Source organism: Phreatobacter sp. (assembly GCF_052440005.1).
Taxonomy (GTDB): domain Bacteria; phylum Pseudomonadota; class Alphaproteobacteria; order Rhizobiales; family Phreatobacteraceae; genus Phreatobacter.
This window is the reverse complement of sequence record NZ_JBQVQL010000026.1, coordinates 17,150-30,388: the sequence shown is the minus strand read 5'-3', so window position 1 is coordinate 30,388 and position 13,239 is coordinate 17,150. Positions and strand designations below refer to the sequence as shown.

8 protein-coding genes are annotated in these 13,239 nt (G+C 70.8%); 5 read left to right on the top strand and 3 right to left on the bottom strand.

The genetic code is table 11. The features are described 5' to 3' along the window. Position 1: 1 nt before the first annotated feature. The gene (locus ACT6XY_RS08760) at positions 2–475 is read left to right on the top strand and encodes a cytochrome c-type biogenesis protein (protein ID WP_444747953.1); all 474 of its coding nucleotides are present in this window, start codon (positions 2–4) and stop codon (positions 473–475) included. Positions 476–518: 43 nt separating this feature from the next. On the opposite strand, the gene ACT6XY_RS08755 is transcribed toward ACT6XY_RS08760, so the two are convergent. After that, the gene (locus ACT6XY_RS08755; protein ID WP_444747952.1) at positions 519–812 is read right to left on the bottom strand and encodes a hypothetical protein; all 294 of its coding nucleotides are present in this window, start codon (positions 810–812) and stop codon (positions 519–521) included. Between the two features lie 220 nt (positions 813–1,032). Here ACT6XY_RS08755 and ACT6XY_RS08750 point away from each other — a divergent pair, with 220 nt between their 5' ends. The 4 genes from ACT6XY_RS08750 to ACT6XY_RS08735 all read left to right on the top strand — a co-directional run bounded on the left by ACT6XY_RS08750 (position 1,033) and on the right by ACT6XY_RS08735 (position 7,831). Next, positions 1,033–2,559 carry a Do family serine endopeptidase gene (locus tag ACT6XY_RS08750; RefSeq protein WP_444747951.1) on the top strand — a complete coding sequence of 509 codons (1,527 nt, stop codon included), beginning with the start codon at positions 1,033–1,035 and terminating at the stop codon, positions 2,557–2,559. A 202-nt stretch (positions 2,560–2,761) separates the two neighbouring features. After that, positions 2,762–3,433, top strand: a complete 672-nt coding sequence (locus tag ACT6XY_RS08745; protein ID WP_444747950.1) for a winged helix-turn-helix domain-containing protein — start codon at positions 2,762–2,764, stop codon at positions 3,431–3,433. After that, the gene (locus ACT6XY_RS08740) at positions 3,430–4,893 is read left to right on the top strand and encodes an ATP-binding protein (protein WP_444747949.1); all 1,464 of its coding nucleotides are present in this window, start codon (positions 3,430–3,432) and stop codon (positions 4,891–4,893) included. Before ACT6XY_RS08745 ends, ACT6XY_RS08740 begins: the two co-directional genes overlap by 4 nt. Next, entirely contained in the window at positions 4,862–7,831 is a 2,970-nt protein-coding gene (locus ACT6XY_RS08735) for a bifunctional [glutamine synthetase] adenylyltransferase/[glutamine synthetase]-adenylyl-L-tyrosine phosphorylase (protein WP_444747948.1), read from the top strand. Before ACT6XY_RS08740 ends, ACT6XY_RS08735 begins: the two co-directional genes overlap by 32 nt. Before the next feature lie 273 nt (positions 7,832–8,104). On the opposite strand, the gene ACT6XY_RS08730 is transcribed toward ACT6XY_RS08735, so the two are convergent. Together ACT6XY_RS08730 and pepN are read right to left on the bottom strand one after the other, a co-directional pair. Next, positions 8,105–10,369, bottom strand: a complete 2,265-nt coding sequence (locus ACT6XY_RS08730; RefSeq protein ID WP_444747947.1) for a PAS domain-containing sensor histidine kinase — start codon at positions 10,367–10,369, stop codon at positions 8,105–8,107. Between the two features lie 206 nt (positions 10,370–10,575). After that, positions 10,576–13,212 (bottom strand): aminopeptidase N, encoded by a 2,637-nt coding sequence (gene pepN, locus ACT6XY_RS08725; protein ID WP_444747946.1) that lies wholly within the window; start codon positions 13,210–13,212, stop codon positions 10,576–10,578. Between the last annotated feature and the right edge of the window lie 27 nt (positions 13,213–13,239).

Below are 13,239 nucleotides of genomic sequence, written 5' to 3'. Positions count from 1 at the left end.
GATGCGCGTCATCGCCCTCCTCCTCACGCTGCTCACCGCGACGCCCGCCTTCGCGGTCCTGCCGGGCGAGCGCCTGGCCGATCCACGCCTCGAGGAGCGCGCCCGCGCGCTCAGCCAGGACCTGCGCTGCATGGTCTGCCAGAACCAGTCGATCGACGATTCCGACGCGCCGCTCGCCCGCGACCTCCGGGTGCTCGTGCGCGAGCGGCTGACGGCCGGCGACAGCGACCGGCAGGTCGTCGACTTTCTCGTCTCCCGCTACGGCGAGTTCGTGCTGCTGCGCCCGCGCTTCGGCTGGCACACGGCGGTGCTCTGGGGCGCGCCGGCGCTCTTCCTTATCGGCGGCGTCGGCTATCTGCTCATGGCCGCCCGCCGCCGACGGTCATCGCCGGCGGCAGGTCCCGCCCCGCTGACGGACGAGGAAAAGGCCAAGCTCGCGGTCATCGTCGGGGCCGACCAGCCGGGCAGGACCTGATCATCGCGCCGCCGGGTTCGGAAACCCGGGCGGGCCGCGGACCTCAGCGGCAGACATAGCCTTGCCCGTTCCAGCCCGGCGTACCGCTGCGGCAGGACACGCAGACGGGATTGCCGCCGGTCGCGTGGGTGACCATGGTTCCGCTCGCACACCGGGCACAGACCGTTCCGCCGGTGGCGCGGGTCGGCGAATATCCGGCCGGACACCGTCCCGAATAGCTCTGGACGCTCGCGTGGCTCACGCTTGCCGAAGGTTGCGCCAGAGCCACGACCACCGTCGCTGCGAGGCTGGCGGCCGCAAACAGGGAAGCGAGAGCGGCATGCTGGGCGGATTTCATGGGTCGTCTCCTCGGAATCCGGGGGGAACGGATCGAAGGATAGGAGCGCGGCGGCCCTCAGCCTTGCGCTGCGTCAACGAACCCGGAGCCCTGTGGCCGGGCCGGACGGTCACCTTACGAAGATGTAATGTCCCCGACAGGATCGCGTAATCCGCTCTCCGCCATGGTCCCCTCACACACGGCGCAGACCCCGTGTCCCCTCATTCGTGGAGATTCCCCCATGACGTCCCGCATTCGCGCCGCGCTTCTCGGCACCGTCGCAGTCGCTGCCGTCGGCGCCGGCGTCCTGGCCTTCGAGCCCGCCCGCGCGCCCTTCGTCGCCAGCGCCACCGCCCAGGGCGCGATCACCGCCCCCAATTCCTTCGCCGACGTCGTCGAGCGGGTGAAGCCCGCCGTCGTCTCCGTCCGCGTCACCCAGGCCGCCCCGCAGGCCATGAACTACCGCGAACTGCCGGGCATGGACGAGGACGAGAACGGCCAGATGGAGCGCTTCATGCGCCGCTTCGGCGAGCAGTTCCGCAACGATCCCCGTTTCGGCGGCCCCGGCGGCCCCGGCATGCCCGGCGGTCCCCGCGGCCCCGGCGGCCAGCGCGGCATGTCGCAGGGCTCCGGCTTCTTCAACTCCGCCGACGGCTTCATCGTGACCAACAACCCCGTGGTGCGCGGCGCGACCGAGGCCGACATCGTCCTCGACAGCGGCCGCACCGTGAAGGCCAAGGTGGTGGGCACCGACCCGCGCACCGACCTCGCCCTGCTGAAGGCCGAGGGCACGGACTTCCCCTTCGTGCGCTTCGCCGCCTCCGCCCCGCGCATCGGCGACTGGGTGCTCGCCGTCGGCAACCCCTTCGGCCTCGGCGGCACGGTCACCGCCGGCATCGTCTCCGCGCGCGGCCGCGACATCGGCTCGGGTCCCTATGACGACTTCATCCAGATCGACGCGGCGGTGAACCGCGGCAATTCCGGCGGCCCGACCTTCAACGCCAACGGCGAGGTGATCGGCGTCAACACCGCCATCTTCTCGCCCTCCGGCGGCAATGTCGGCATCGCCTTCGCCATACCCTCCGAGACGACCAAGACGGTCATCGCGGCGCTGCGCGAGGGCGGCACGGTCGAGCGCGGCTGGATCGGCGTGCAGATCCAGGCGATCACCCCGGAGATCGCCGAGGGCCTGAAGCTGCCCAAGCCCGAGGGCGCCCTCGTCGCCGGCGTCCAGGCGGGAAGCCCGGCCGCCAGCAGCGAGCTGAAGCCTTCCGACGTCATCGTGGCGGTGGACGGCCAGCCGGTGAAGGACGCCCGTGAGCTCAGCCGCCGCATCGCCGCGGTCCGCCCCGGCACCACGGTTCGGCTCACCGTCATCCGTGACGGCGCAGAGCGCGCCTTCCCGCTGACCCTCGGCCGCCTGCCGGGCGACCAGGCCTCGGCCCAGCAGCCCGGCCGTCGCGCCCCCCGTGGCGAAATGGCGCCCGAGACGGCGCCGGCCGCACCGCGCCTCGGCATGTCGGTGGAACCGGCCGGCCGCGGCGAGGGCATGGTCGTCACCGAGGTCGACCCGTCCGGGCCTGCCGCCCAGCGCGGCATCCGTCCCGGCGACGTCATCCTCGACGTTGCGGGCCGCTCGGTCTCCTCGCTCCGCGACGTGCGGGAGGCGCTCACCGCCGCCCGCGCCGACGGCCGCCGCTCGGCCCTCATCCGGCTGCGCTCCGGCGAAGGCCAGCGCTTCGTCGCCATCCCGCTCAACCCGAGCTGAGGCGAGGCCATCCGGCGTCGAACCTTTTCGACGCCGGCCACCACTCACGAGTGATCCCGGCGCGGCATCCCCAGTCGCCCCCCGCCGGCCTGGATCCACTCGAGCGGGGCGGTCGGATCTCCATGTCCGGCCGCCCCGTTTTTCCGTCGTTTCGCCGGCCCCGTCTCGCACAGCGCCCGAGAGCCCGTGTAACATGCCCTCCATGCGGATTCTGATCATCGAGGACGACCGCGAGGCGGCGTCCTATCTCGTCAAGGCCTTCAAGGAGGCGGGCCACGTGGCCGACCACGCCGCCGACGGCGAGGACGGGCTCGCGATGGCCTCGGACGGCCCCTACGACGTGCTGATCGTCGACCGCATGCTGCCCAAGAAGGACGGCCTCTCCGTCATCGCCGACCTCAGGGCCGCCGGCCGCGACACGCCGGCGCTCATCCTCTCCGCCCTCGGCCAGGTGGACGACCGGGTGAAGGGCCTGCGCGCCGGCGGCGACGACTACCTGCCCAAGCCCTATTCCTTCTCCGAGCTCCTCGCCCGCATCGAGGTGCTCTCCCGCCGGCGCACCTCCGGAGCGCCGGAGACCGTCTACCGCGTCGGCGACCTCGAGCTCGACCGGCTGTCGCATCGCGTCAGCCGCGGGGGCGAGGAGATCATCCTGCAGCCGCGCGAGTTCCGCCTGCTCGAATTCCTGATGAAGAACGCCGGCCAGGTCGTCACCCGCACCATGCTGCTGGAGCACGTCTGGGACTACCACTTCGATCCGCAGACCAACGTCATCGATGTCCACGTCTCGCGGCTCCGCGCCAAGATCGACAAGGGCTTCGACAAGCCGCTGATCCACACGATCCGTGGCGCGGGATATACGGTGCGCCCGTGACCGCCGCTCCCGCGCCGCCCGGCGCCGCCGCGGCAAGGACCGTGCGCCGCATCTCCGGCTTCCGCTCGCTCCTGTCGACGACCGCGTTCAAGATCATCGCGGCCTATCTGTTCATCTTCGTGCTCTTCGCCGGCTTCGTCATCGGCTGGCTGGGCTTTGCCACCCAGCGCCAGCTCACCGACCAGCTCACCGAGACCATCACGGCGGAGGTGCGCGGGCTGGCCGAGCAATATGCCATCGGCGGCATCCGCCGCCTCGTCGAGGTGGTGGACGAGCGCGGCAACCGCCCCGGCGCCTCTCTCTACCTCGTCACCACCTTCGCCGGCGTGCCGCTGACCGGCAACATCGGCGAACTGCCCGCCGGAACCCTCGCCCGCCAGGGCTGGATCGAGACCGATTACCGCCGCGCCGGCGAGGACACCGCCGACCGGCCGCACCGCGCCATCGCCCAGGTCTACGGCCTTCCCGGCAACTTCCGCCTGCTCGTCGGCCGCGACCTCGAGGAGCGCGACCGCATGCGCGACATCTTCGGCCGCGGCTTCCGCCTGTCGCTGATCGTGGCGCTCGTCCTTGGCCTGCTCGGCGCCTATTTCGTCACGCGGCGTGTGCTCAAGCGCGTCGATGCCATGACCGAGATGTCGCGGCGGATCATGGAGGGCGACCTGACGGGACGCCTCCCGACGGCCGGCTCACGCGACGAACTCGACCGGCTCGCCGGCTCCGTCAACGACATGCTCGCCCGCATCGAGGCGCTGATGGCCGGCATGAAGGAGGTCTCCGACAACATCGCCCACGACCTCAAGACGCCGCTGACGCGGCTGCGCAACAAGGCGGAGGAAGCCCTCCGGATCGGCGGCTCTGATTCAGCCTACCGCGCCGCCCTCACCGGCATCATCGAGGAATCCGACGGCCTCATCCGCACCTTCAATGCGCTGCTGATGATCGCCCGCGCCGAGGCCGGCAACCAGCGCGAAGGCATGGTGCCGCTCGACCTCGCCGAGATCGCCCGTGGCGTCGCCGAGCTCTACGAGCCCGTGGCGGAGGAGGCCCACGTGACCCTGACCGTCACGGCCGCGCCCGTAACCGTCACCGGCAACCGCGAGCTCCTCGGCCAGGTCGTCGCCAACCTCCTCGACAATGCGCTGAAGTATGGGGCGTCGGGCTCCGGCGGGGAGATCGCCGTCACCGTCGCCGCCGAGGACGGCGAGGCCGTCGTCACCATCGCCGACCGCGGACCCGGCATCGCCGATGCTGACCGGGGCCGTGTGCTCGACCGCTTCGTGCGGCTGGAGACGAGCCGCTCCCGGCCCGGGTCCGGCCTCGGCCTCAGCCTCGCTGCGGCCGTGGCGCGCCTGCACGGCGGGCGGCTCGTGCTCGACGACAACCGGCCGGGTTTAAAGGTCGCGCTGCGTCTGCCACGATCGGCCGATGACCCGAGCGCCCCCGCCCGACCCGTCTGATTCGTCCACAGGCCTCGCCACGCGGCTGGCGGCCGCCCCGGTCCTGCCGAAAGGGGCGACGGCGGCAAGGCGCATCGCCGGCTTCCTGGAGGGCGTCGACGACCCGGTGCTGCGCGCCGCCCTCGACCAGATGCTGAAGGCGCCGAAGCCCCGCGCGCTGGTGGCCGGCGTCCTCGCCCATTCGCCGTTCCTCGCCGGCATCGCCACCCACGACCCCGCCCATCTCCTGGCCGTCCTGACCGAGCCGCCGGAGGCCGCCTTCACGCGGCTCAAGGCCGAGGCGGTCGCCGCCTGCCGCAAGGCGCGCAGCGACGAGGGAGTGGGGCGGGCGCTCCGGCGTTTCCGCGCCCAGGTGGCGCTTCTGGTGGCCGTCGCCGACATCGGCGACGTCTGGCCGCTGGAACAGGTGACGCGCGCCCTCACCGAGACGGCGGATCTCGCCGTCTGCGAGGCCGTGGCCCACCTGATGCGCGACCTCGCCGACCAGGGCATCCTCGCCCCCGCCGACCCGAAGCAGGCCGAGGCCGGCTCCGGCTACATCGTGCTGGCCATGGGCAAGCATGGCGCCTTCGAGCTCAACTATTCCAGCGACATCGACCTCATCGTCTTCTTCGACCCTGCCGTCGCGCCGATGGCGGAGGGCAAGGACGCCCAGCCCGCCTATGTGCGGCTCACCCAGCGGCTGGTGAAGATCCTCCAGGAGCGCACGGCCGACGGCTACGTCTTCCGCACCGACCTGCGCCTGCGTCCCGACCCCGGCGCCACGGCAGTGGCGATCTCGACCCCCGCCGCCTTCCACTACTACGAGACGATCGGCCAGACCTGGGAGCGCTCGGCCTTCATCAAGGCACGGCCATGTGCCGGCGACATCGCCGCTGGCGAGGCCTTCCTGAAGGAGATGCAGCCCTTCATCTGGCGCAAGTACCTCGACTATGCGGCGGTGGCCGACGTCCACGCCATGAAGCGGCAGATCCACGCCTTCCGCGGCCACGACGCGCTGGCCGTCGAGGGGCACAACATCAAGCTCGGCCGCGGCGGCATTCGCGAGATCGAGTTCTTCGTCCAGACCCAGCAGCTCATCGCCGGCGGACGCAACCCGGCGCTGCGGGTGCGGGACACCGTCACCGGGTTGCACCGCCTGCGCGAGGCGGGCTGGGTCACCGAGGAAACGCGCGAGGCACTGGAGCGCGCCTATCGCTTTCTGCGGCGGGTGGAGCACCGCCTGCAGATGGTGGCGGACGAGCAGACCCACAGCCTGCCCGAGACGACAGAAGCGGTGACCGGCATCGCCCAGTTCCTCGGCTATCGCGATCATGCCGCCTTCGCCGCGGCGCTGACGGCGGAGCTGCGCCCGGTCGAGGCCGCCTATGCCAAGCTCTTCGAGGCGCTGCCGCCGCTCGCCGAGGTCAAGGGCACGCTGGACCTGACCACCGATCCGCCGCGGGGGACGACGCTGTCGGCGCTCTCCGATCTCGGTTTCGCCGATCCCGCAGCGGCCGTTGCCACCGTCCAGGCCTGGCAGCAGCCGAAATCCGGCGGGCTTCGTGCGCGCGACGCCCGCGACCGGGTGGCTGAGCTCGCGCCTGCCTTGCTCGACGCCCTCTCGCGCACCGGCGATGCCGATCTCGGCCTGCGCGCCTTCGACCGGCTGCTCACCCGCCATTCCCAGCCGATCGAGCTTCTCGCCATCCTGCGCAGCCATCCGGACCTGCTGGAGCTCATCTCGCAGATCCTGGGTTCGGCGCCGCGCCTCGCCGATCTCCTCGGCCGCCGCGCCCATGTGCTCGACGCGCTGCTGGAGCCGGCCTTCTTCGGCGAACTGCCCTCCGACGCCGACCTCGCCGAGCGCCTCGCCGCCACCCTCGCGATGGCGCGCGACGCCGAGGACGTGCTCGACCGCGCCCGCATCTTCGGACAGGAGCAGCTGTTCCTCACCGGCGTCAGGGTGCTCGCCGGCACCGTCTCCGCCGAGGCGGCCGGCCAGGCCTTCGCGCGCCTCGCCGAACAGCTCATCAAGGCGCTGCACAAGGCGGTCACCGACTGGATCGTCGCCTCGCACGGCGCCATCCGGGGGATGCGCACGGCCGTGGTCGCCATGGGCAAGCTCGGCGGCCGCGAGATGACCGCAGGCTCCGACCTCGACCTCATCCTCCTCTACGACCACGACCCGAAGGAGAGCGCCTCCGACGGGCCCCGGCCGCTCAGCGGCGGGCACTATTTCGCGCGGCTGACCCAGCGGCTTATCAGCGCGCTCTCGGCGCCGACCAGCGAGGGCGTCCTCTTCGACGTCGACCTCAGGCTCCGCCCCTCCGGTCGCTCGGGGCCGGTGGCGACCCACATCGACGGTTTCCGCAGCTACCAGGTGAAGGAGGCCTGGACCTGGGAGCACATGGCGCTGACCCGCGCCCGCGTCATTGCGGCGACTCCCGGCTTCGAGACCGAAGTGACCGAGGCCATCCGCCGCGTCCTCACCACCAGGAGGCCGGCGAAGGCGACGCTCGCCGACATCGTCGACATGCGCAGCGCGATCGCCGAGGACAAGGGCGACGACAACCGCTGGGACCTGAAATATGCCCGCGGCGGCCTCATCGACATCGAGTTCATCGCCCAGGCGCTTCAACTCGTCCACGGCCATCGCCATCCGGAGATCCTGGACACCAATACCGTGCGCGTGCTCGACAAGGCGGCCGCGGCTGGCCTTCTCAAGCCGACCGAGGGCGACGTCCTGCGCTCGGCCTGCCGCTTCTACCAGCGGCTGACCCAAATCCTGCGGCTCTGCCTCGTCGAGGGCTTTGACCCCCAGACCGCCGCGCCCGGCCTGAAGCGTCTGCTGGCGCGCGCCGGGGAACTGCCGGACTTCGCGACGGTGGATGCCCATCTGGCGGAGGTGCAGCGCCAGGTGCGCAAGGCCTTCGTCGCCGTCGTCGGGCCGCTTTGAGAGGTTTTCAGGCGCCCTGCATCAGCCAAGTGCGTCCTTCGAGGCTCGCCCTGGCAGCGAGCGGACGCCAGCATCCGCATCTCGCCTTGGGCTCGCACCTCAGGATGAGGGGCGTTGCGTTCTGCATCAGGAACAGGAGCGGGGCGGCCATCGTCCCGCCGATGCAGCGCAAGACCTCCCTCATCCTGAGGTGCGAGCCCAGCGGCGATGCGTCAGCGTCGCACGGGGGTGAGCCTCGAAGGACGCACTTGCGCCGTGCAGACCGCCCCCGCCTCAGGCGGCGGCTTCGGCCCGCGGGCCGACGACCGGCAGGCGCACCACCACCGTCGTGCCGCGACCGACGGTGGAGCGGATGCGCAGCGACCCGCCGTGCATCTCGGCCAGGGACTTGGCGATGGCGAGGCCGAGGCCAGAGCCCTGGTGGTTGCGCGAGAACTGGCTCTCGACCTGCTCGAAGGGCTTGCCGAGCTTGTTGATGGCGTGGCGCGGAATGCCGATGCCGGTGTCCTCGATGGCGATGGCGATGATGCCGCGGGCCTTGCGGGCGCGCACCGAGATCATGCCGCCGCGCGGGGTGAACTTCACCGCGTTGGACAGGAGGTTCAGCATGATCTGCTTGATGGCGCGGCGGTCGGCCACGAGGTCCATGCCGACCGGCACCTCCGCCTCCATCAGGATCTCCTTGTCCGCCGCCATCTTGGAGACGACGCGCATGGTGTCCTCCAGAGTCTCCTCGAGACAGGTCTGTGCGAGCTCCAGCGACAGCCTTCCGGCCTCGATGCGCGCCATGTCGAGGATGTCGTCGATGACCGAGAGGAGAAAGTGGCCGCTGGCGTGGATGTCGCGGACGTATTCGAGGTACTTCTTGGCGCCCAGCGGGCCGAAATGGCCGTCGCGCATCACCTCCGAGAAGCCGATGATGGCATTGAGCGGCGTGCGCAGTTCGTGGCTCATGTGGGCGAGGAATTCCGACTTGGCGCGGCTCGCCTCCTCGGCCTGGGTCTTCTGCTCGGAATATTTCTCGGCGAGTTCCGCCAGCTGCTGGGTCTGCATTTCCAGCGCGTACTGGCTCTTCTGCAGGTCTGTGACGCTCGCCCTCAGCCGCTGCTCGCTGGCGGTGACGTGGGACTCGTGGCGCTTCAGCGCGGTGATGTCGGTGCCGACCGAGACGAAGCCGCCGCAATGGGTGCGCCGCTCGCTGATCTGCAGCCACCGCCCGTCGGCGAGTTCGACCTCGAAGTTGCGCGAGCCGTCGGGGTCGTGGGTGGGCAGGATATGGCCCTGCTTGATCTTGGCGCCGCCGCCGGCGGCGGCGAGCACGTCGCTGTAGCTGGCGCCCGGCCGGGCCTCGTCGTCGGCGAGGCCGTTGAGCTCGCGGAACTTCGAGTTGCAGACGACGATGCGGTTCTGGTCGTCGCAGACGACGAAGGCCTCCGAGATCGTCTCGATCGCCTCGCGGATGCGATGGTCGGCGGCGGCGTTGCGGGCGGCGAGTTCGAGCTGTTCGGTGATGTCGACGACGATGCCGACGAAGCGGGGATGGGCGACGCCGGCGAGCGTCAGTCCGCGGCCGCGAGCCCGCAGCCAGATCCAGCGGCCGTCGGCATGGCGCATGCGGAACTGGAAGTCGACGGCGTTGCGGGGATCGAGGTCGGTGAGCTCGGCGATGCCGCCGAGATAGCCGTCCTCCGGATGGAGGATGGGGAACAGCTCGTCGAAGGTGACCAGGCCCTCGCGGCCCTTGATGCCAAGGATCTCGAACATCGAGGCGGACCAGTACATCTGGCTCGTGCCGATCTCCCAGTCCCACAGGCCGCAGCCGCCGCTCTCCAGCGCCGCGTCGATGGTGGCGCGGGCATTGTGGTTGATCATGTCGGCGGTGGCCGCCCGCATCGTCTGGATGTGGAAGGCGAGGCCGATGACGAGCAGCAGCAGGCCGGTGGTGGCGAAGAGCGTGCCGGTGAGCAGAGAGTTGCGCGCCCACATGCCGAGCGCCTCGTCGGTGTCGCGCAGGACGAGGAACTGCGCGAGGGGCGCCGCCAGCGGGCGGACGATGACGACCGCGTCCTCGGCTGTGGACAGGCGGACGGGGGAAAGGCCGCTGGTCGTCGGCGGGACGGCGCCGAAGACCTCGCGCAGGGGGCGGCCGAGCCAGCGGGCGCGGGCACCGGCCGGCGCGGCGGCGACGATGGTACCGGCCGGATCCGTCGCCAGCATGATCCGGCCCGACTGGGCGCCGATCCGCGGCGCGGTGTAGTCGAACGCGGCCTGCACGGCGGCGGCGGCGTTGCCGGCCGTTGTGGCGATGCGCTGGTTGAGGTCGATCTCGACCGCGGCCGCGGCAGTGTCGAGGTCGGCCTTGACGGCGGCGAGGGCCTCGGTGCGGCTGTTGAGAATCTGCTGGAGCGCACCGGCCCCCATCACCACGAGGAAGGCGACGATCAGCGTGGGCACGAGGCGGCGCAGGGCGGGCTCGTAAGGGGCCAGCCAGGACTCGAAGGAGGCATCGACCGAGCGGGCGAACCCGTTCAGTCTCAAGGCATGAATCAGCGCGTCCGCGCTGGGCGCAGAACTGCGCTCCATCGCCGGTACCCCCGTCGAATCTCTGAATTGGCGTTCGGAGATCGAGCCCCAGCCCCTCCGAATCGCGGCCATAAGAATCGATTTGGCGGAGGGCTGTCTAGAGTCGCCGAATCACACGTCCGGAAATTTTTGGTTAACGCGCTAGGAAGATTTGCTTGGGCTCACCCCAGCGACCGGGCGACGATGTCGCGCACGTCGGCCGACAGCGTCGCGGTCGCGGCGACGCGCTCCAGCGCCTCGCGGGCGCGGGCGCGCCGTCCCGGCTCGAGGGCCCGCCAGCTGCGGAAGGCCGAGAGCAGGCGGGCCGCCACCTGCGGGTTCCGCGGATCGGTGGCCACGACCACCTCGGCGAGGAAGCCGTAGCCGGCCCCGTCCGCCCGGTTGAACTGGGTCTGGTTGCCGCTGGCGAAGCTGCCGACGAGCGCGCGCAGGCGGTTCGGATTGGTCATGGCGAAGGCGGGGTCGGCAAGCAGCGCCTTCACGCGGTCGAGCGTGCCCGCCTCTGGGATCGCCGCCTGGAGGGCGAGCCACTTGTCGAGGATCAGGGCATCGGCCCGGTAGTGCTCGCGGAAGGCGGCGAGCGCCGCCTCGCGGTCGGCGCCGGGGTGCTGGGCCAGCACCGCCAGCGCGGCAAAGCGGTCGGTCATGTTGTCGGCGTCGCGGTGGCGGGCGGCGACGGTTGCGAGGCGCTCCGCCTCGCCGCCCGAGGCCCACAGGTCGAGCGCGACGTTGCACAGCGCCCGGCGCCCGGCAGAGGCGGCGTCGGGGGCGTAGGGGCCGGGCGTTGCGAAGCGCGTCAGCGCGTCGGACAGCGCCGTGTCGAGGCGGGAGCGGACGGCGAGCCTGAGGGCCCGGCGGGCGGCGAGGACGGCGTCGGGGTCGACGTCGGCGCCGAGCTCGCGGGCGATGTCGGATTCGGAGGGGAGCGTGAGAGCCTGCGCCGCGAAGGCCGGGTCGCGGTCGGCGTCGGCGAGGACCGCGGCGAGGGCTTCGCCCAGGATCTCCGCACCACCATCCGCATGGGTGCCGTCCTTGCGGCTCGCTGTGACGAGATGGTTGGTCGCCAGTGTCTGGATCGCCTGCCAGCGGTTGTAGGCGTCGCCGTCGTGGCGTGCGAGGAAGCCGAGATCGGCGGCGGTCAGGTCGGTCTTCAGCACGACCGGTGCCGAGAAGCCGCGGTTGATGGAGAGAACCGGCCGCGTCGGGTGACCCGAGAAGGTGACGCTCTTCTGTGCCGCGTCGAGGGCGATGACTCCGGGCACCGCCTTGCCGTCCTCGGTGAACAGGGAGCGCTCGGCGCCGTCCGGCCCGATCAGCCCGAAGGCCAGCGGGATGACCATCGGCTGCTTCACATCCTGGCCAGGCGTTGGCAGATGGGTCTGCTTCAGGTCGACGGTGAAGGTGCCGGCGACGGGATCATGGCGGGTGGCAACCGCGACCTGCGGCGTCCCGGACTGCCGGTACCAGAGGAAGAACTGGGTGAGGTCACGCCCGCTCGCCTCGGCGAAGCAGGCGATGAAATCCTCCACGGTCGCCGCGTCGCCGTCGTGGCGCGCGAGATAGAGGTCCATGCCGCGCCGGAAGGCCTCGGGGCCGATCAGCACTTTCAGGGCGCGGATGATCTCCGCCCCTTTCTCGTAGACTGTCGCCGTGTAGAAGTTGTTGATCTCGTGATAGGTTTCCGGCCGGACGGGATGCGACAAAGGTCCCGCGTCCTCTGCGAACTGGTGGCTCTTCAGGAGACGCACGTCGGCGATGCGCTTCACCGCCCGCGAGCGCATGTCGCCGGAGAATTCCTGGTCGCGGAAGACGGTGAGGCCCTCCTTCAGGCAGAGCTGGAACCAGTCGCGGCAGGTGATGCGGTTGCCCGTCCAGTTGTGGAAATACTCGTGGGCGATGATCGCCTCGATCGCCGCGTAGTCCTGGTCGGTCGCGGTGTCGGGCAGGGCGAGCACGTATTTGTCGTTGAAGATGTTGAGGCCCTTGTTCTCCATCGCCCCCATGTTGAAGTCCGACACGGCGACGATGTTGAAGACGTCGAGGTCGTACTCGCAGCCGAAGGCCTCCTCGTCCCAGCGCATGGAGCGCTTCAGCGCATCCATGGCATAGGCGCAGCGGTCCTCCTTGCCGTGCTCGACGAAGATGCCGAGCTTCACCACTCGCCCGGAGCGCGTGGTGAAGGTGTCGGAGACCTCCGCGAGGTCGCCGCCGACCAACGCGAAGAGGTAGCTCGGCTTCGGATGCGGGTCGTGCCAGACGGCATAGTGCCGTCCGCCCGGCAGGTCCCCGGCCTCGACGAGGTTGCCGTTGCCGAGGAGGACGGGCGCGGCCTTCTTCTCCGCCTCGATCCGCGTCGTGTAGACGGCGAGCACGTCCGGACGGTCGGGGAAGTAGGTGATGCGGCGGAAGCCCTCCGCCTCGCACTGGGTGCACCAGGTGCCGGACGAGCGGTAGAGGCCCATGAGCTGCGTGTTGGCCTGCGGATCGACCACCGTCTCCAGGGTGAGGCGGAAGGGGCCGGCAGGCGGATTGTGGATGACGAGCCGGTCGGCCGTCGCCTCGAATGCCTCCGGCGCGGGTGTGCGCCCGTCGATGGCGATGGCGGCCAGGGTCAGCCCGTCGCCGTCGAAGACCAGCGGCGCACCGGGAAGGCCCTGCGGATGCGGCGCCACGTCGAGGGCCGCGATGACGCGGGTCGCCGTCGGGTGCAGCACGATGTCGAGGTGGACGGTCTTCACCACAGGGTCGGCAACCCTGTAGTCGGAGAGCTTCACGGGCTTCGCCTGTTCGCTGCGCATGACCTGATCCTCGATGCCGTCTGCTGG